Source organism: Paenibacillus sp. FSL F4-0100 (assembly GCF_037993005.1).
Lineage (GTDB): Bacteria > Bacillota > Bacilli > Paenibacillales > Paenibacillaceae > Paenibacillus_AQ.
The window spans coordinates 945,006-964,782 of the sequence record NZ_CP150303.1; the positions used below are offsets into that span (position 1 = coordinate 945,006).

Annotated in this window: 17 protein-coding genes; 13 read left to right on the forward strand and 4 right to left on the reverse strand. The window is 49.9% G+C overall.

All coding sequences use genetic code 11. The features are described from left to right. Positions 1–70: 70 nt before the first annotated feature. Positions 71–1,108, forward strand: a complete 1,038-nt coding sequence (locus MHH48_RS04185; RefSeq protein ID WP_076325951.1) for a lytic polysaccharide monooxygenase — start codon at positions 71–73, stop codon at positions 1,106–1,108. Positions 1,109–1,905: 797 nt separating this feature from the next. Here the strand turns inward: MHH48_RS04185 and MHH48_RS04190 are convergent. Further along, positions 1,906–2,667 carry a DeoR/GlpR family DNA-binding transcription regulator gene (locus tag MHH48_RS04190; protein WP_071221931.1) on the reverse strand — a complete coding sequence of 254 codons (762 nt, stop codon included), beginning with the start codon at positions 2,665–2,667 and terminating at the stop codon, positions 1,906–1,908. 361 nt (positions 2,668–3,028) lie between these two features. Between MHH48_RS04190 and MHH48_RS04195 the strand changes: the two genes are divergently transcribed. From MHH48_RS04195 to MHH48_RS04220, 6 genes are all read left to right on the forward strand, one after another. Further along, positions 3,029–4,084: an ABC transporter ATP-binding protein gene (locus tag MHH48_RS04195; protein WP_076325950.1), complete on the forward strand. Its 1,056-nt coding sequence runs from the start codon at positions 3,029–3,031 to the stop codon at positions 4,082–4,084. Continuing rightward, positions 4,077–4,955, forward strand: a complete 879-nt coding sequence (locus MHH48_RS04200; RefSeq protein ID WP_076325949.1) for a sugar ABC transporter permease — start codon at positions 4,077–4,079, stop codon at positions 4,953–4,955. Before MHH48_RS04195 ends, MHH48_RS04200 begins: the two co-directional genes overlap by 8 nt. A gap of 30 nt (positions 4,956–4,985) precedes the next feature. Continuing rightward, entirely contained in the window at positions 4,986–5,819 is an 834-nt protein-coding gene (locus tag MHH48_RS04205; RefSeq protein WP_076325948.1) for a carbohydrate ABC transporter permease, read from the forward strand. Positions 5,820–5,880: 61 nt separating this feature from the next. Further along, positions 5,881–7,197, forward strand: a complete 1,317-nt coding sequence (locus MHH48_RS04210) for an ABC transporter substrate-binding protein (RefSeq protein ID WP_076325947.1) — start codon at positions 5,881–5,883, stop codon at positions 7,195–7,197. A gap of 26 nt (positions 7,198–7,223) precedes the next feature. Next, positions 7,224–7,991 carry a glycerophosphodiester phosphodiesterase family protein gene (locus tag MHH48_RS04215; RefSeq protein WP_076325946.1) on the forward strand — a complete coding sequence of 256 codons (768 nt, stop codon included), beginning with the start codon at positions 7,224–7,226 and terminating at the stop codon, positions 7,989–7,991. Then, positions 7,988–9,208, forward strand: a complete 1,221-nt coding sequence (locus MHH48_RS04220; protein WP_076325945.1) for a sn-glycerol-1-phosphate dehydrogenase — start codon at positions 7,988–7,990, stop codon at positions 9,206–9,208. Before MHH48_RS04215 ends, MHH48_RS04220 begins: the two co-directional genes overlap by 4 nt. 163 nt (positions 9,209–9,371) lie before the next feature. Here the strand turns inward: MHH48_RS04220 and MHH48_RS04225 are convergent, their stop codons facing one another. Then, positions 9,372–10,835 (reverse strand): carboxylesterase/lipase family protein, encoded by a 1,464-nt coding sequence (locus MHH48_RS04225; RefSeq protein ID WP_076325944.1) that lies wholly within the window; start codon positions 10,833–10,835, stop codon positions 9,372–9,374. A gap of 373 nt (positions 10,836–11,208) precedes the next feature. On the opposite strand from MHH48_RS04225, the gene MHH48_RS04230 reads away from it, so the two are divergent. From MHH48_RS04230 to MHH48_RS04255, 6 genes are all read left to right on the forward strand, one after another. Continuing rightward, a complete protein-coding gene (locus MHH48_RS04230) occupies positions 11,209–12,207 on the forward strand; it encodes a Gfo/Idh/MocA family oxidoreductase (protein WP_076325943.1) in 999 nt (332 codons plus the stop codon). Further along, positions 12,204–13,199, forward strand: a complete 996-nt coding sequence (locus MHH48_RS04235; protein ID WP_076325942.1) for a Gfo/Idh/MocA family oxidoreductase — start codon at positions 12,204–12,206, stop codon at positions 13,197–13,199. The genes MHH48_RS04230 and MHH48_RS04235 overlap by 4 nt, the downstream gene beginning before the upstream one ends. Positions 13,200–13,661: 462 nt before the next feature. Then, positions 13,662–14,561, forward strand: coding sequence for an AraC family transcriptional regulator (locus MHH48_RS04240; protein ID WP_076325941.1), 900 nt, complete (start codon positions 13,662–13,664; stop codon positions 14,559–14,561). A 271-nt stretch (positions 14,562–14,832) separates the two neighbouring features. Next, complete coding sequence (locus MHH48_RS04245) at positions 14,833–15,651, forward strand: MurR/RpiR family transcriptional regulator (protein WP_076325940.1); 819 nt, start codon at positions 14,833–14,835, stop codon at positions 15,649–15,651. Positions 15,652–15,879: 228 nt separating this feature from the next. Next, positions 15,880–17,370 (forward strand): PTS transporter subunit EIIC, encoded by a 1,491-nt coding sequence (locus MHH48_RS04250; protein WP_076325939.1) that lies wholly within the window; start codon positions 15,880–15,882, stop codon positions 17,368–17,370. 29 nt (positions 17,371–17,399) lie between these two features. Next, entirely contained in the window at positions 17,400–18,044 is a 645-nt protein-coding gene (locus MHH48_RS04255; RefSeq protein ID WP_076325938.1) for an N-acetylmannosamine-6-phosphate 2-epimerase, read from the forward strand. 174 nt (positions 18,045–18,218) lie between these two features. On the opposite strand, the gene MHH48_RS04260 is transcribed toward MHH48_RS04255, so the two are convergent. Then, positions 18,219–19,061: an undecaprenyl-diphosphate phosphatase gene (locus MHH48_RS04260; protein WP_076325937.1), complete on the reverse strand. Its 843-nt coding sequence runs from the start codon at positions 19,059–19,061 to the stop codon at positions 18,219–18,221. A 73-nt stretch (positions 19,062–19,134) separates the two neighbouring features. Then, positions 19,135–19,746, reverse strand: a complete 612-nt coding sequence (locus MHH48_RS04265; RefSeq protein WP_076325936.1) for a DedA family protein — start codon at positions 19,744–19,746, stop codon at positions 19,135–19,137. Positions 19,747–19,777 lie beyond the last annotated feature (31 nt).

Genomic DNA, 19,777 nt, shown 5'->3' on the forward strand with positions numbered 1-19,777 from the left:
TGGACTGAACAGCCGGAGGTTGTGTAAACGCTTTATTTATTATCTTTTATATTAAAGGAGGATTAATTGTATGACTTTAAGTTTGCCGAACAAAGCTTGGCTCAAGCATCTAATCATTGCCGGTTCCACGATGTTAGTGATGACCTTATTCATGGTTTTATTTGCAGATAAAGCTTTTGCCCACGGGTATGTCGATTCTCCAGGCAGCCGCGCCATTCTGTGTAAGCAGGGGCAAAATACCGATTGCGGCGCAATCGTGTATGAGCCTCAAAGCTTGGAAGCTCCTAAAGGCTGGCCGAATGCAGGTCCTGCCGATGGCAAAATCGCCAGTGCAGGCGGCGCGTTCCCTAAACTTGACGAGCAATCCGCAACTCGTTGGAGCAAAGTAAGCATTTCCCCGGGAACCACAACGTTCCAATGGCATTTGACAGCCAACCATGTGACGGCAAGCTGGAAATACTACATTACGAAAGACGGCTGGGATCAAAATGCTCCGTTGAGCAGAGCATCGTTTGATCTGACGCCTTTCTGCTCCATTGACTACGGCGGTGTAAAACCTCCGACAAACTATGCGTCCACTTGTAACGTTCCTGCTAAATCCGGTTACCATGTCATTCTGGCGGTATGGGAAGTAGCTGACACACCTAACGCTTTCTATAACGTCATCGACGTGGACTTTGGCGGTGGCGGCGGAACTCCGGATCCAGGCGTACCAGCACCGACAGGACTTAATTCCCCATCCCAAACCAACAGCAGTGTTTCCTTGGCATGGGCAGCTTCCACCGGTGCTTCCAGTTACGAAATTTACCGTAACGGATCTCTTGTGGGTACATCCACAACAACCTCCTATACCAATACGGGGTTAGCCGAAGGAACGTCCTATACGTATACTGTGGTAGCCGTAAGCAGTACGGGCAGCAAATCATCAGCATCCGCCCCGCTTACCGTGTCAACATCCGGAAGCTCAGCGACCTATCCGGCATGGAATGCAACAGCTGTTTACTTAGGTGGCAGCAAAGTCAGCTACAACGGCGTGAACTATGAGGCGAAATGGTGGACTCAAGGCGAAACTCCTGGATCTGCCGATGTTTGGAAGGTCATACCTTAATTATCCCTTAACCAATAGTGTGCGAGGATCCGGCGTCATATGACTGCCGGATCTTTTTTTAAGCCGCCGAGGAAGGAATGGGAGAGTTGGGTTCATTAATATGTGTAGAGGAAATAGCTCCCGTCGGCTACGCATTGACCCTGGTGGCTCTTGGAAGTACCTATCGAAATGTTGTGGGTTCACTGACTGTCGATGTTCTTCATTCGATGATTTCATGGCCTTCGTCAACTTTAACGGAACCTAGTTCCGTTATTTAAGATCATAACCCGATTTTTCACAATGTACCGGACTCCAGATCCGCTATTATGAGAATTACGGGAGCAAATACCGATTAAAACAGCAAATAAGGTTTGCTGGGTCCGCTAAAGTTACTAAAAGGGCTGTTTTCTATGAAACAAGGTATTCTGAGTCCGTTAGGAAGTCCTCACACCAAAGAACAAGTTGAGTTTTGGACATATTGAATGATATGACGATCGTATTTTTGGACGTACAGTGAATTTCTGCATATTGCCCTTTTGGTCTAAGCGGGGGGAATCGAAGTCCGCTCCCCAACTAGTCTTAATGGTAGCAGAAGAGCTATCCTTGAGAGTTAACGGCAGCATGAGCTTGTTGTCACTTGGATGGTAAACATAGCAGTGGAATAGAAATAAATAAGCTGCCAGCAAGCCGCAGCTTGATCAGGGCACCCCTAGGGGTGCCCTTTGTGTTTCTGTAAGAAGGATGTTTAGGTATGCAAAGGTACGCAATGGTACGTAAGGTATGCAAAGGTATGCCAAGGTATACAAAGAGCGCAAGCCTCAAACCCTGTACACGGTAATGCCTCGTTCCTGAAACGGCTTGATATCCGAGTCGGAAGCCTCAGTGCCGGTGACGAGGGTATGTATGGCGCTGTTGGGAGCGACTGTGTGCAGAGACAGCTTGCCAATCTTGCTGTGGTCGGTGACCACGACAATTTCGCCGGCGGCTTGAATCATATTCTGTTTGGCCGGGACGAGCAGCGCCTCCGGGTGCATGAGGCCATGCTGAGGATGCAAGGCAGGGGTACCAATGAACGCTTTCTCGACATGCAGGGATTTCAGTACATGGTCGGTAAACATGCCGTTTAGCATATAGCTCGAGGGGTACAGCTCCCCGCCGGTCAGAATGACTTTGATACCCGGAGCATCGCGGAGCTCAACAGCAACGTTCATATCGTTCGTAATGACCGTAATGTCCGAGCGGTGCACAAGATGCGTCGCAATATGAAGGGTGGTTGTTCCCGAATCAATGATGATATTCTCCCCGTCTTCCACAAGCGAAGCCGCAAGCTGACCGATGCGTATTTTCTCGTCCCGGTGAAAGTTGGTTCGCTCATTAAAGGATGGCTCGTTATGCGTCCATTGCTCCATGATGACCCCGCCATGTGTGCGCTTCAAAGCGCCTTCCTGTTCAATCTCCGCCAAATCGCGGCGAATGGTGGCCGTGTGAACACCGAATTCCGATGCCAGCGCAGCAACCGTTGCTGTTCGGTATTGCCTTACGTAATCAATGATCCTTTTCTTTCGTTCATGTGCCAGCAATCGATAATTTCTCCCTTCCTGAATGGACAATGAGCAGTTTAGGTGCGTTTGTACATACAATGCGCATTTTTGCTCTTTTATGCTTAAGGATTCCATGTCTTATTAGTGTACTCGCATTATGTTAATTCCATGTTAAATCCCTTGATACGAAGCGAATTTACAAAATCCGTACGAAGGTCTAACACTCTCCTAATATTGCACATCTACAATCGAATTAAATAAAAATGAGCAAAAGTGATCATTACATGTGCATTTGATGCGTACTTATTATCAGGTGCATGTAAGGGATTTCATTTTTATGGATTCATTGATTTTTGCTTGTCATGACAACATCATTACACTTTCGTGAGGGGGATCGCTCTTGGCATCCATTGAATTTGTGAAAGTAAGCAAGTCGTTTGATCGTCAAACCGTTATCCAGGACCTGGATCTTACCATCGAAGACGGAAAATTCACCGTGCTGGTCGGTCCGTCAGGTTGTGGAAAAACAACGCTCTTAAGGATGATTGCAGGCATTGACCCTCAAACCTCAGGTTCCGTTCTTATCAATGGCAAGGATGTTACGCGAATTGCACCGGGGAAGCGCGGCGTGGCCATGGTATTTCAGAATTACGCAATCTACCCAACGATGTCGGTCCGCGAGAATATCGAGTTTGGTCTCGTGAACAACAAGGTTCCCAAAGCAGAACGCACACGTCTAGTGGAGACCATAGGGGCAACCGTGGGACTGAACGATTACTTGGATCGTAAGCCTTCTACCTTGTCTGGCGGACAACGGCAGCGAGTGGCTTTGGCCCGGGCGATGGTTAAGGATCCGTCCGTATTCCTGATGGATGAGCCACTGTCCAATCTGGATGCCAAGCTGAGGGTTCAGATGCGGATCGAGCTGATTGAACTGCACAAGAAGCTGGGAACGACCTTTGTCTATGTGACCCATGACCAAATCGAGGCGATGTCGATGGCAGATACCATCGTGCTTATGAACAAAGGCGTCATTCAGCAGGAAGCGCCGCCTGAGGTGGTGTACCGCGAGCCTAGCAATCTGTTTGCGGCCCAGTTTATCGGGGTTCCCCCCATGAACATTGCGCCGCTGGGCGACGACCGCACTACATTTGGATTCCGTCCGGAGAGCGTTGTGATCGGCTCAGAACCGGAGTCGTTTCATTATTCGACCAAGGGTGAGATCATCACGCGCGAAATGCTGGGCTCCGAGACAATTTATCAGGTAAGGACGATGGAGGGCCAGGCCTTCATGGTGAAGTGCCAGGATGACAAATTTCATGTCGATCAGGAGGTATATCTCGGCGTGCCGGCGGATAAATTGTTTTTCTTCGGGGCGGATGAGAAGCGGGTCGAAGAGCAGGACATCCGCTATAGGGGGTTTATGGAGCGGCTGAGAGGGCTGGCTCATGGATAAGAAGCGGATTTGGGAAGGGATCAGGCCCTATGTGCTAATCGCGCCGGCCATGGCGGGTATCATGCTGTTTGTGATATATCCGGTAGGTTATCTGATTTACTTAAGCCTGTTCAAATACAACCTGATGAACAAGGACAAGAGCAAGTTTGTCGGACTGGACAATTTCACCCAGATTCTGGGTCGCGGGGATTTCTACAAAGCGTTATGGAACACTTCCATCTATACAGTCGGCGTCGTGATTCTAACCATGCTGCTGTCCCTGTTGATTGCGGTGTGGCTGAACAAGAAGGGCCGTTTCAATTCGGTCGTTCAGGCTGGGATTTTCACACCGCACGTCGTTTCCATTGTATCGATCTCGCTGGTCTGGCTGTGGCTGATGGAGCCGAATCAAGGACTTCTCAATTATCTGTTCAAGCTGGTGGGGCTCCCGCCGTCCGCATGGCTGCAAAGCTCCAAGACCGCATTGATATCCGTCATTATCGTATCGGTCTGGCAGGCCATCGGTTATTACACCCTGATTATCGTGGCGGCCCTGCAGAGCATATCGCCAAGCATTTATGAAGCGGCGGCGCTGGATAATGCCAGTAGGTTCAAGGTGTTTTATAAAATCACATTGCCGATGATTTCGCCGCAGCTGTTTTTTATCCTGATCATCATGACGATCGGTTCCTTCAAAGTATTTGATACCGTTCAGGTGATGACAGGCGGAGGACCGAATAATGCAACGACCACGCTTGTGTATTACATATACGGCTTCCGAACGACCAACATCGGTTATTCGGCTGCGACAGGCGTCGTGCTCATGGCCATTATCGGACTGCTTACGTTCATCTATTTCCGGCTGCTGTCCAAGAAGGTCCATTATCAATAAGGCTTTGGCCATGCAGAAAGGAGGCACAGTTTGAAGACCTTTGATTTAAAAATCGTATGGACGGCGCTGGGCTATTTACTGAAGGCCGCAGTGCTCATGATTTTCATCTTTCCGTTTCTGTGGATGATCTCCACATCACTCCAGACATTCCGGGAAACGATGACGTTTCCACCGACGTGGTTTCCGGCCTCGCCGCAATGGGGCAACTTCGCGGAGGCGATGAATGCAGGTCCTTTTCTTACCTATTTCAGGAACTCGGTTGTCGTTACCGGATCCATCATCGTTCTGCAGTTTCTGATCATGATCCCGGCTGCCTATGCATTTGCGAAGTATAAGTTTCCGGGAAAAACGCTGCTGTTCGGCATGATCCTTCTGGCATTCATGATCCCGGGTCAGGTTACGTTCATACCGGTCTATCTGATGATGGCAGATTGGGGATTAGTCAAAACCCTGCTGCCGCAGATCATTCCGTTCATCTCGAATGCCTTCGGCATCTTCCTGCTGAGGCAGTACTTCATGCAGATTCCGGAGGAAATCATTGAAGCGGCCCGTCTTGATAATGCGAGCGAATTCAAAATCATTCGGAAAATCATGGTTCCCATGTCGAAGCCGGCACTTGCGACCATCGCGCTGTTCAGCTTTGTCAGTCACTGGAATGACTATTTCTGGCCGCTCGTCATGACCGATTCAGCTGCCGTCCGGCCGCTGACCCTGGGGATCGCCATGCTAAGGGAGACTGAGGGCATCAGCAACTGGCATATCATCATGGCCGGCAATGTGATGCTGGTGGTGCCCATCCTGCTTGTGTATGTATTCTGCTCGAAGCACATCGTGAAGGCTTTTGTTTATTCAGGCATTAAATAATTACTGGAATAACAGGGTTCGGCAATTCATAATCGAATGATTAATGGAGGAATGAGTCAATATGAAATCCAAATGGTATACACTGCTATCCGTCATTATGCTATTCAGTTTGCTTGCCGCGTGTGGTGGTGGGGGAACTTCCGGTGATACGGGCAAAGCGCCGGGAAGCGGGGGAGCCGAAGCCCCGTCCGGAGACAAAGGGAAAACTACAGTTCAGTTCTGGCACTCGTTGGGAGGCAAGAACGGGGAATACATGGATGCACTCATTCAGCGCTTTAATGCATCCCATGAGGATATCGAAGTGGTAGGCACCTTTCAGGGGAGTTATGACGAGACGGTAACCAAGCTGCAGCAGGCGATAGCCTCCGATACCGGTCCGGATGTCAGCATGCTGGAGCGAGCCTATGTTCAGATGTTCGCAGATTCGGAAGTGCTTGAGGATCTGACGCCTTATCTTGAAGGCTCTGGCATCAGCGCCGATGACTTTACGCCGGGGCTGATGGGACACTCCGTCTTCAATGATCAATTGGTATCGCTGCCGCTGAACCGTTCCACCCCGATTCTGCATGTGAACAAAACATTGCTGGATGAGCAGGGGCTGCAAATTCCGACCACATGGGAGGAGCTGAAGGAGGTCGCAAATGCGCTTGTAGTCAAGGAAGGCAGCGAGTATAAGCGATACGGCGTTACGATGCCCTATGACACTTGGTATCCGATTGCCATGATCTCGCAGGCGGGCGGCACTTTCTTCAATGATGACAATACGTCGATCGGCTTCGGGGATAACGGTGTCGGCGCCAAGATGTTCGCTTACCTTAAAGACCTGCAGAGCACAGGCGCCTTGTATTATCCGCCGGCTCAGGATTCCGGCAACATTGTGAACAGCATGTTTGTGGAAGGCAAGGTCGGAATGATGTATCAATCTACGGGATCGATTGGCGGGTTGTCCAGCGCGGTGGATTTCGATTACGTCACAGCGTTCCTGCCTAAGGACGAAGTGTATGCGAATCCGACCGGAGGCGCGAATGTGACGATGCTGTCCTCTTCCAAGAACAAGGAAGCGGCATGGGAATTCATCCGGTGGATGGAGATGGAAGAGGAAGGCGGTCTTGAATTTATTTTGCAATCTGGCTACCTGCCATTCACGAAGAAGATGGTGGAGTCGGAGCAGATCCAAGAGCTGTGGGCCAAAGAACCGAACCGTAAAGTCGCTTATGATCAGCTGGAATTTGCCGTCGATACCAATAAGGACGTGGCATGGCCGGAGATTATGCATGAGTTCTTCTCGGCTATGGAAGCGATCATGTACGACAGCAAGGATATTCCGGCTACGCTGGATACCTTCAAGAAAGAGACGGAACGGATTTTGGCCCAATAACAACTGGTAAAGGAGTGGCAGGACATATGATCGAACGACTACGGGAACCATCCTGTACGATGGTGGCTGCACACCGCGGGTATAAATCAGCTTATCCGGAAAATACGCTGCTAGCCTTTCGCAAGGCGCTGGAGTTAGGCGTAGATATGCTGGAGTTTGATCTCCGGCTGACGCGTGATAAGGAAGTGGTGGTTATCCATGACGCAACCGTTCAGCGTACGACGAGCGGTGCTGGCGAGGTGAGGGATTTTACGCTTGCGGAACTGAAATCGTTGGATGCGGGCGGCTGGTTCGCTCGGGAGTTTGAGGGATTGAAGATCCCGACGCTTGCGGAGCTATGCGAGCTGCTCCGGGAATATCCCGAAGTTCTGTGCAACGTGGAGATTAAGCCAAGCCCCGATGCTATAGAGGCCGCGGACCTGGCGGTTGATGTGCTGAACCAATACGGGTACCTGCCGCGCTGTGTATTCACCTGTTTCGATGCTGAAGTTCTGACGCATATTCATGATACGCATGGTCTGAAGACACAGGGCTTCCCGGGTGAGAAAATGTCCCGATTTATCTTCGAGGAGGATGGAACCTACTCCAAGATGTGGGCAATCGGCGTAGAGATGTCGCTGCTTACGCCAGAGCTCGTTGCCCGGTTCCAGGAACAGGGGCTGCTGGTCTGGAGCTATTGCCCGGACGATGAGGAGGGTGTCCGCTATTCGCTGGAATGCGGGGTTACCGGCATGACCTGCAATAACCCCCTTCCGGCGCTGGCGATGATCGGAAAGAAGGGCACGCGGATATGACCTCCATTTTATCGAATATCCGAAGTTTGGCGGCGCATTTACCTGCTAGGCAGCTTTCGAATCTGGACGAAGTGGAGTCGATTCAGATTCAGTCCGGAGCTCTACGCGAGGTCGCGGGTTACCTTGAGACAAAACAGTGGACCTCGGTGGTGATGGTCGTAGACGGCAATACTTATGACATAGCGGGCCAGCCGCTTGCGAACCTGCTTACGAAATCCTCGATTGAGGTCCAAGTTACCAAGCTTCTTCCTGACCGGAAGGGTGATGTTATCGCGGATGAGGTTTCCCTGATTCAGGTCATACTGGATATCCAGCAGAGCAGGGCGAAGGCGGTGCTTGCGGTAGGTGGGGGAACGATTCACGATATTAGCCGGTACGCTGCTTATACCGCCGGTATCCCATTCATCTCGGTACCCACGGCCGCTTCGGTGGATGGATTTAATTCCAAGGGAGCGCCCATCATTATACGGGGTGAGAAGAAGACGATTCCAGCTATTGGACCGAGCGCGATTTTTGCGGATGTCGATATTCTCATGTCGGCTCCCCCGCAGCTTACCGCGGCCGGGTTCGGGGATATGCTGGGCAAGTACACGTCCCTGTTCGACTGGAAATTCGGCAGCCTGGTGGCTGATGAACCCTATTTGCAAATTTCGGCGGATATTACGCGATCCGCGCTCAACCAATGCGTGAACGGGGTCGAGCAGATTGGGAAGCGAACCGAGGAGGGTGTACGCATCTTAATGGGTGCGCTCGTTGAATCGGGCTTAGCCATGCTGCTGTTCGGTCAATCCCATCCGGCTTCAGGCTCGGAGCATCATCTGTCCCACTATTGGGAGATGGAGTTTATCCGGCTAGGGGAGAAGCAGCTGCTGCACGGTGCCAAGGTGGGTGCCGCTTGCGTGGAAATCTCGAAGCTGTATCACCGTCTTGGGGAACAGGGGCTTGAGATGTACAGAAGCGCCTCCGTAGGTGCGAATGACACTGCACTTCGGATCACGCAGCATTGGAACGAAATCCGGTCGCAAATAATGCAAATCCCGGAACCGGTAGAGCTGGCCGATCTGATGCGCTCGATTGGCGGACCAGCCGGGGTATCGGAGCTTCCGATCAAGAGCGAATTGCTGAAGCGGAGCCTGAGTGAAGCTCACAAGGTTCGATTCAGCCGATACACGCTGCTCCATGCCTACAATGAACAGGGATATCTATTCGTAAACTAAGGATCCACATGCAATGAAATAAGGCTGTCTCCTCAAGCAGACCATTCTGCATGATAGGGACAGCCTTACTTGGCTTTTATCCAGCTTTGCTTCTATTTGGACGGGTCTTCTGGAGTTGGCCAGCCGCCCCAAAGACTGACGGTGTCGCCGTCACTTGTCCATTTTATAATTGCATCATTTCCCGCTTCTCCGCATCCGGGTCCTCGATGATCCTGCTGTCGTTGTTGAATATCATCGTTGAACGCGATGCCAGATCATAAGCAGGCCACGGCAGTGCCTCTGTATCCGGTGAGCCATTGCGCGCAAATGCAATCCAAGCATCCTGCATTCGGTCGGACAGGGCTTGCGTGCCGGCATCGACTTGCACACCGATGTTCTGAAACAGCCCCAGCGTGTTGAATACAAACGGTATTTCCAGTGCGTGCATCGCTTTGCCGAGAACCGGATGATTCGGCAGCGTCCAATCGAATCGGTACATCCATACCGGCGTGTGCTTGCTCTGAGCGGAAGCGAACTGCAGGGCCGAGCGCCAGAAATACAGGTCGGTCATAATCTGGGCATGTCCGTCTATGCTGTACGGATATTCTTTGGTGATAGGCGCAGCATCCTGGATGCCGGTCATCATTTCAACGGTGCGGACAAGATCGTCCTCCTTCACAAGCGGCATGTCCGGCCGGAAGAACAAGGCGCCTTCATCGAGATTCGTTCCGATCAGGATTGGCACGTCCTTCGCCCAGCCCGATTGAATAGCCTGCAGCGGATCATGAGGCAGCGTGTGGGGCTCCAGCACTGGTTGGAAGATCATGCTGACGCCGGGACCGATTCGTTTCTTCAGCCGTTCCCCGGCTTCGAATATTTGCTCACCTGTGAGGGATTCGAGTTGATGGGCCTTATCAGGCGTTATGTCCAGCTCTTTAAGCAAACCAGCCGTTATCATCTGTGCCTGCTCAGGAGCCATCACCTGGGCAGCACCGCTTTCCATGATGGCTCGCTGAAACAACCCTTTGGCTGCCGGCATTGCAAGTAAAGCTGCAATGCTCATGCTGCCGGCCGACTCTCCGAATACCGTTACCCGTTTGGGGTCGCCGCCGAAGGCCTCGATATGATCCCGTACCCATTGCAGGGCCGCAATCTGGTCCAATAAACCGGTATTAGAGGCAAAGGATTCCCCGTATGGGGAGAGATGGAGAAAGCCTAGCGGACCCAGACGGTAATTGATGGTTACCACAATCACGTCGCCTCTGAGTACGAAAGATGTACCGTTATAGCTTGGCAAACTGCCGGAGCCCGTGATGAAAGTGCCCCCGTGAATCCATACCATGACGGGCAGCGGCTCCGCTGGCGTATTCAGGGGTGCCCACACATTGAGGTAGAGACAATCCTCGGACACCGTTTTGGTCACTCCTCCGCCAAGCATGCTTGACGTGGATTCTATTGGCTGAAGGCACATGGGGCTGAAGGCGGTGGTATCTTTTATCCCGTCCCATGAATCGGGGGGAACAGGAGCACGGAATCGAAGCGGGCCTACCGGGGGCTTCGCATAAGGGATCCCCTTCCATACACGTACTCCGTTTTCCGAACTGCCTTGAATATGCCCGTCTTTCGTTTGAACGACAAGTTCTGACATGTTCTCTCTACACCCTTTCTCTCTGTGGATATTTCTTGGAATGTCGAAATTCTTCGAATCTGCAGTGCGCTACTATGTACCGTGACTGCTACCTGTGCGCATGGTGCGTGGTCCGGGGCGTGCTTGGATGACTGTCGACCCTATTCGAATGTTATTCCTTAATCGCTTAGGCGTGATATAGCAGATTTTTACTACTCTCTATATACACTTTACCAAGTTAGCGGCATAAGTTCAAAAAAGCACGAATCATGCGAAATAGAGGCAGGAATGTTGCGCTATATGAAGAATGTAACAGGGTGGGTAGTATTCGCGGACAACGGATACGGCATCACTTTTTGGTCCAAGTCATTATAGGTATACTGGAGGGATAAGCATGAACATTGCGATTTTGGGCTGCGGAACGATGGGGACAGCCTATGCGCATAATTTGGCGAAAATGCCGGGAGTAACAGTGACGGGTGTGGTCGATATTAACGCCGGGCGGGCTGAGCGGGCTGCAGCTTTGACCGGGGCGAAGGCATACACGGATGTAGAGTCGCTGTTTGAACAAAAAGATTTGGAAACGGTTGCGGTGTGTCTGCCCACCTATCTCCATAAACCGTTTGTATTGAAACTAGCTGAAAAAGGGCTGCACGTCATCTGCGAAAAACCGGCTGCATTGACCCTGGAGGATGCACAAGAGATGAAGGCGGCCTGCGAGAAGAACGGAGTCCGGTTGTTTATCGGACATGTCGTCCGATTCTTCCCGAACTATCATGATGCCTATCGGCAGGCCCACTCCGGGAACATCGGAACACCGAAGATGGCTCACTTCAAGCGGTACGGTTCGTATCCGCAGGGTATGGATGGATGGTATAACGACCCGAGTAAGAGCGGCGGTGTTATCATGGATCTCATGATTCACGATATCGATTTTGCTTGCTGGCTATTCGGGGAAGTGGAGTCGGTATATGCTTCCATCGTTAAGCGGGATGAGCCTGAGATGGAGTATGCTCAGCTTACGCTTCATTTTAAAAATAGTGCAATCGCCAGTTTAACCGGCTATTGGGGGTATCCCGGACCGTTTACGACGCAGTTCGAGATTTCGGGAGACCAAGGCATCATAAGATTTGATAGCAATCAGGTGCAGTCTTTGGATATTAAATTGGTCAATGCGGAGGCAGGGGAGGGAGCAACTGTACAGGTTCCTTCAAGCCCAAGTCTGCATGACCCTTATTATAACGAAGTGCAGCATTTTATCGAGTGCATCCGAACCGGCCATGAGCCGCTCGTAAGTATTAAGGATGCTTGTTATGCCGTTGAAATCGCTCAGGCAGCGGAGCAATCGGCTCAGACTGGACAGCCCGTGATGATCGGAGGGACGGTTTCATGAAGAAAGTTAAAGTAGGCTTTATCAGCTTTGCCCATATGCATGCAGCGAGCTATCTCCTAGGCATGCTGAAGCGGGATGATGTCGAGGTGGTCGGAGTCGCGGATGAAAACGCGGAGCGCGTGCGTCCTTACTCTGTGGACCGGGGAATCCCGTATTATGCAGACTATAATGAATTGCTGGCACAGGAACTGGATGCAGTCGTCATCTGTTCGGAAAATGCGCGTCATGCGGAATTTACCAAGCTTGCCGCTGCGGCGGGCAAGCATGTGCTGTGCGAGAAGCCGTTAGGTTTGTCCGAGTCCGAGATGCTGGAGATGATTCAAGTGTGCAAGGATCATGGCGTTCAGCTCATGACGGCTTTTCCTTGCCGTTATATTACGTCCGTTCGTCAGGCGAAGGAAGCGATTGACGCAGGGCAGATCGGCGAAATTTTGGCCATGAAGGGAACCAACCGGGGAAGCATGCCTGGCGGCTGGTTTATCGAACGGGAGAAATCGGGCGGCGGAGCTGTATTGGACCATACCGTCCATGTGATGGACCTGATGCACTGGTTTACCGGCAGCAAGGCAGAGGAAGTATACGCCCATGCGGAAACGCTTTTCAATGACACGGAGATTGACGATGCCGGTATGGTGCACGTCAAGTTCGCGAATGGCGTTGTTGCCGTACTGGACCCAAGCTGGTCCCGTAATCGCACCTTCCCGACCTGGGGGGATGTAACGCTTGAGATCATCGGCACCAAGGGTGTGCTGAACATTGATTCTTTTGCTCAGAAGAACGATGTCTACAGCGATGTAACTGGGAAAGCTGCGTGGAGCTTCTGGGGCGATGATATGGACGAAGGTCTCGTCAACAGCTTTATCGACAGCATTCGCGACGGCAAGCCGGTCGAAATAACAGGGGAAGACGGCTACAATTCTGCCCGTGTTGCCATTGCAGCGTATGAATCCGCAAGCACCAAGCGTACCGTTCAGCTGAAGCCGCTGGGATAATGCGGTTTTTGCGGCATTAGCCGTACAGCAGGATTACGCGCTCGGTCATGTGCTTGCCTTCGAGGACACGTATCCTCAAGACGTGAGGTCATGTCGAAACGTCCGACACTCATCCGGCAATATTTTATGCTCACTCACAAAGAGCATGTAATGCGGGAGTGCAACGGGATTCATCGGCGTGACTTCAAGTTATCTGGGTACTGGTAATCGATGATTTGCGGGATAACCGGCTAGAGCTCTTCTTCGCTCGTTGCGAGAAGGTATCGCCGCTAACGATGGATGAAAGCACGGTTATTCCTTCTTCATGGCAGGGAGCCTTTCCTGTGATCCATAACGAGAATCGTATCATTGTTTAAGCCTCTTCGATCTTTGTAATCGAAGGGGCTTTTTGAGGTTGGCAAAAAAGATCAAAAACGTCCCTCTCCCATTTGGTATCCTTTATAACAAAGGAGGGCCTAACCTTTGAGTACCCAGCGTATCATCCAAAAAAGTATAGCGTACATGGAGCAGCATCTGGAGGAGCAGCTGACCCTCGCGGATATTGCATCCTATGCCGGTTTTTCGCCATATCACTTCCACCGCTTGTTTCGGAAGGAGGTCGGTATGAACATCGCGGATTACCTTAGAAAACGAAGACTCTGTTATGCGGCACAGCTACTGCTGCACTCCGAGGCTGCGATTATCGACATTTCCCTGCACTGTCACTTCGAAAGTCAGGAGTCGTTTACGAGAGCATTCAAAAAATTATACGGCATGCCGCCGGGGCGTTACCGGAGAATCTTTGCGGTTCACGCTCAACACGCAAGCTACTTTAAAGGAGAGGATCACATGGAGCAGCAATCTCAATCCGCATTAAAAGGCTGGTTTCTGAGCGGAAGCCACCCGCATGATTATGAAATCGGTGTCGATCGGTCCACCGTCCACCAAGGAAGCACTTCCGGTTACCTAAAAGCCCTAACCCCAATGGAGGCTGGCGCTTTTGCGACCATGATGCAGCAGTTCAAAGCCGATAAGTATGCGGGCAAACGGATGCGGTTCTTCGGATTTGTCAAAACCGAGAACGTCAAAGAATACTGCGGGCTGTGGATGCGTGTTGACAACAGAGCGGAAGACGTACTCCAGTTCGACAATATGAACGATCGGCGCATTGTGGGCAGCACGCACTGGAATCACTATGCCATCGTGCTCGACGTACCCGAGGACAGCGCTACGATTTCGATCGGTGTTCTGCTGATGGGGGCAGGCAAGGTGTGGCTCGACAGCCTCCGCTTTGAAGAGGTGGATCTTAGCGTACCGACGACGAACTTTGATTTTCACTATGAGCTCCTGGAGGAGCCTACCAATTTATCGTTTGAAGAGTGAGGCGCAGGGCTCCTGGCTTTCACACACCATTACAGAAATGAAATGATCCTTGCGCGCTGATGGATAGGGGAAGCTCCCATTCAACTATAACCTGGAAGTCTCTCCAAAAACGGAGGGCTTCTTCTTTTTTCTTCATGGATGGATGGATGGTGGTTGCGTTGCATCATGTTTACTCCTATGATGGGTCTTGAGCAATGCTCCCTACTATAGTAATAATATTGAATCCTTATGCTTTTTTTGTTATAATTCCCAAATGGCGGTGGTGGATTCGATGGATATTTATATGGTTATTCAGCAGTTATATCCGAGTTTCTCGAAGAAAGAACAGTTGGTAGCGAATTATATTCTTCAAGAAGGTCAATCGATTAATAACATGAATATATCTGTGCTCGCGAACCATGTTGGTGTCTCGAATGGGACAATCACGCATTTCTGCAAGAAGATTGGTTGCAATAATTTTGCCGAATTAAAGGTTCAGTTGGGCAGGCTACGAACTGCGACGGCTCCTTCGGTGGAGGACAATATTCTCATTCAAGTATCTAAATTCTATCAGACAGTTATTGAGCGTTCGAATCAATTACTGGACATTACATATTTGCATCAGCTTGCTGAAACGATTAAGGGCGCAACACGGATTTTCATATACGGGATCGGAAGCTCGGGACTTTCAGCGAAGGAAATGATGCTTCGTTTGCTGCGTATGGGCTTCAATGTGCAGAGTATAACGGATTCGCATTTAATGCTGATCAATAGTTCGATAGTGAATGAGAATGATTTCGTTATTGCGATTTCCAGTTCAGGGGAAACGTCTGTCATTGTCGACGCAACCAGAATTGCAAAGAATAATCGGTGCAAAGTCATCTGTCTGACCAGCTTCTCCGAGAGTACGCTGGCGCAGCAAGTGGACTCTTTTATTCTGGTCCCGAATACATTGTTTGTTGATAAAGAAAGGTTTGTAAATAGTCAATTTTCCGTCATGTATGCGATCGATATTTTATGTATGATCTTACTCGCGGATGCGGATTTGAATAGACGGATGCAAATTACAGTTAATACGATTCTTGAACATAATCGAATGGATTACCAATAAAGCATTCATCGTACCTGTGAACCTCAGAAGTTGACGTATTTATCGTCTACTGGAGGGGCACAGGTTTTTTTATTGGTGAGTTGTTCATACTAAGGGTTGTCATGGATTTAATTGCCAGGTAATAATAAAATTATTTTAATAAAATTATATTTACTAAAATAATTTCATGATGTAGAATCGACATATCGCGATGGAAGTACAATGCTTGATCTAATAGGAGGAAAATCCATGTTTAAACAGTTGCAAAAGCTTGGTAAGTCATTTATGTTACCGATTGCAATCCTACCTGCTGCGGGTTTGCTGCTTGGGATTGGCGGATCCTTATCGAATGCAAATACGATTGCGGCATATCCGATTCTGAATACGCCGTTTTTACAAGCTATTTTTCAAATTATGTCAGCAGCCGGCAACGTTGTGTTTACCAACTTAGCGCTAATCATGTGTATTGGTCTTGCCGTGGGATTAGCGAAAAAAGATAAAGGTACTGCCGCACTGGCAGCAGCCGTCTCGTTCCTAGTTATGAATGCATCGATTGGTGCAATGATCACGGTATTCAATCCAAGCGTTGAATCCATTGACACCGGGGTTGTAGGGGCTATTGTCATTGGTATCCTGGTTACTTATTTGAATAATCGATACCGGGGGATTCAATTACCTTCCTTTCTAGGATTTTTTGGGGGCTCGCGGTTTATTCCGATCGTCTCATCGTTTAGTGCTATTTTTGTAGGCGGGATCTTCTTCTTAATCTGGCCTACGTTTCAAGGATGGCTGGTAGCGGCAGGAACTGCTATTGCCGGCATGGGATATTTCGGAACCTATTTATACGGATTCTTGCTTCGTCTTACAGGTGCTGTCGGTCTACACCATATGATTTATCCGATGTTCTGGTTCACAGAGCTGGGCGGTGTCGCCACGGTTGCAGGTCAGCAAGTGGTGGGTGCGCAGAAAATCTTTTTTGCAGAATTGGCTGATCCGAATCATGTTGGAATGTTCTCCGAAGGAACCCGTTTTTTTGCAGGGCGTTTTGCTACGATGATGTTTGGTCTTCCTGCGGCATGCCTTGCGATGTATCATTGCGTCCCGAAGAACCGTCGCAAACTTGTGTTTGGTTTGTTCTTTAGTGCTGCGCTGACATCGTTCCTGACAGGGATTACGGAGCCGATTGAGTTTATGTTCTTATTCGTCGCTCCATGGTTATATGTGATTCATGCGGCTCTGGACGGTCTATCCTTTATGATCGCGGATATGTTATCCGTTCGTATCGGGAATACCTTCTCTGGCGGGGCCATCGACTTCTTGCTCTTCGGGGTTCTGCAGGGGAATGCCAGAACTAATTGGATCTATGTCATCATTATCGGGCTCTTCTGGGCGATCATCTATTACCTTGTGTTCCGCTTCTTAATTACGAAATTCAATGTGGCGACACCTGGACGTGAAAGTGATGGGGAGAGCGTATCGGTTGAATCCAAGGACAGTATTGGAGATACCGCGATGAAAGTGCTGAGTGCGCTTGGCGGCAAGGAGAACCTGGAAGATGTCGATGCATGTATTACAAGACTTCGTGTTGCCGTCAAAGATGTATCGAAGGTAGATAAGGATACAATCAAAGAACTGGGTGCTACCGCAGTATTGGAAGTAAAAGGCGGGATTCAGGCTGTATTTGGCGCCAAAGCCGACTTAATTAAACAAAAGATAAATGAGACTATTGGTGAAGAATAAAACAGGATAGGGCATGGAGGGAACATATTGTGAATCGAGGATTAATTGTATCATGTCAGGCTTTGCCAGGCGAACCGTTGCATAGTTCATTTATTATGGGGCGTATGGCCATTGCGGCTGCCGAATCCGGTGCGGTGGGGATTCGTGCTAATAGCGTTGAAGACATCGAAGAGATTAAGAAGCAAGTTGAGTTGCCCATTATTGGCATTATCAAAAAAGAATACCCGGGTATGCAATCGTTCATTACAGCGACCATGACCGAAGTGGATGCGCTTGTTGGCACGGGGGTTGAAATTATTGCTGTGCAAGCAACGATGGATCAGGATGAGGCATTCCTGCAATCGATCTTTACAAAATACCCTTCGCAGAATTTCATGGCGGATATCTCCACCACGGAAGAGGGGTTGCGAGCAGATCGATTGGGGTTCCACTACATTGGAACGACACTTATTGGTTATACACCGCAGTCTCAGCATGTGGAGAAGTTCACCGTGCTGGAAGAACTGATTAAGCAGTGTAAGAAACCAGTCATTGCAGAAGGCAACTTCAACACACCGGAGCAGGCTGCAAAAGCGATCAAAATGGGGGCTCATTGTGTGGTTGTAGGCAGCGCCATAACAAGGCCGCAAATCATCGCGAAATGGTTCTCTGATGAGGTAAACGAAGTTCTATAACAAAAGAAGCATAGAGGAAAGATTTGTTATGATATAGTCTGTTAATACCATAGCCATCCGCGCACTTTTAATAAAACGGGGCTGTCCCAGAAGTCATGAAAGATGACTTTGGGACAGCCCCTTTATACGTGCCCGAGCACCTCTAGGATTGTAAACGGTACTTGTAGAACGGTTTTACAGATAAAGCACCAACGCAATAATAGCAGCGAGCACGATCCGATAGATCGCAAACGGCACCAGCTTGATCCGGTTAATCAGCTTCAGGAAGAAGCGGATGGAGATCAAGGCGAAGACGAAGGCTGCCACGAATCCGGCGATGAAGAATGGAAGAGCCTCCAGCGTGAAGTATTCCCAGTTCTTCAGCAGCGACAGTAAGCTGGCTCCGAACATGATCGGCACCGCCATAATGAAGGTGAAGTCCGCCGCCGCGCGGTGACTCATACCGAGCATGACGCCTCCGGAGATGGTGGAGCCGGAGCGGGAGAAGCCTGGCCAGAGCGACAAACACTGAATCAATCCGACGCTGAATGCCTGTTTGTACGTTATTTGGTCGACAGTGACCACGTTCGGCTCTCTTTTCGAGCTGACTTTATCGGCAACGATCATGAAGATGGCCCCGATTACAAGTCCGATCAGCACCGTTTCGGTAGAAAACAAATGCTCGTCAATAAGGTCTTCGAACAAGACGCCCAGAACACCGGCCGGAATCAAACCGACGATAACCTGACTGAGCTTCAGTCTGCCCGTAACCGCCGGTACGCCGGCTTCAGGCTTTTTGCGCTTGAGGCCCAAGAGATCCAGGAAGCGGTCCTTAAACACAACGAGGACGGCTAGAATGGAGCCAAGCTGAATGACAACCTTAAAGGTGTTGGCTACGTATTTCGTCAGAAACTCCTCGGATTTCAGCCACATATCATCAACGATGATCATATGACCGGTAGAGGATACAGGAGCGAACTCGGTCAGTCCCTCGACGATTCCCAGAATAATTGCTTTGAGGATGGTTAAAAAATCCATGACCTATAGCTCTCCCTTACTAAAATGTTAAATGTAATGATATGAATGATCAATGGCATGAATATGCGTAACTTTAAGCTGACTTTCTCCGCTTGCGGAAGAAAAAGAACAGGAACGCAATTACGGCCACAGCTATTACAGCATAAGCGATATTGGAATAGACGTCCATGAAGGCTACGATTTTTTCCCATGAATCGCCGACAGCGGCTCCCACGCATACCAGAATAATGTTCCAGATCAGGGTACCGATGGTCGTGAAGAGGAGGAACATGCCGAACTTCATGTTGGACATCCCTGCCGGGATGGAGATCAAGCTTCGGATCAGCGGAATCATGCGGCAGAACAGCACGGTCCAGTAGCCGTATTTATCAAACCAGGCATCCGCCTTGCGGATGTCTTCTTTTTTGACACGGAGGATATGCCCCCAGCGATCCACGATTTTTTCAAGCCGCTCGACATCGAGCAGGCGACCAATCCCGTACAGAATAACAGCACCGACGATAGATCCGATCGTAGCGGCAATGATAACGCCAGGCACCGTCAGTTTCGTGTAGGTGGTCATGAATCCGCCGAAGGTAAGAATGACTTCGGAGGGGATCGGAGGAAACACGTTTTCCAGAGCAATCATCAGCAGGATGCCGATATAGCCGAACTGCTCCATAATATCCGTAATCCAGTTTTCCAAGGGTTACACCTCTTTCAAAATAAGGATGCTG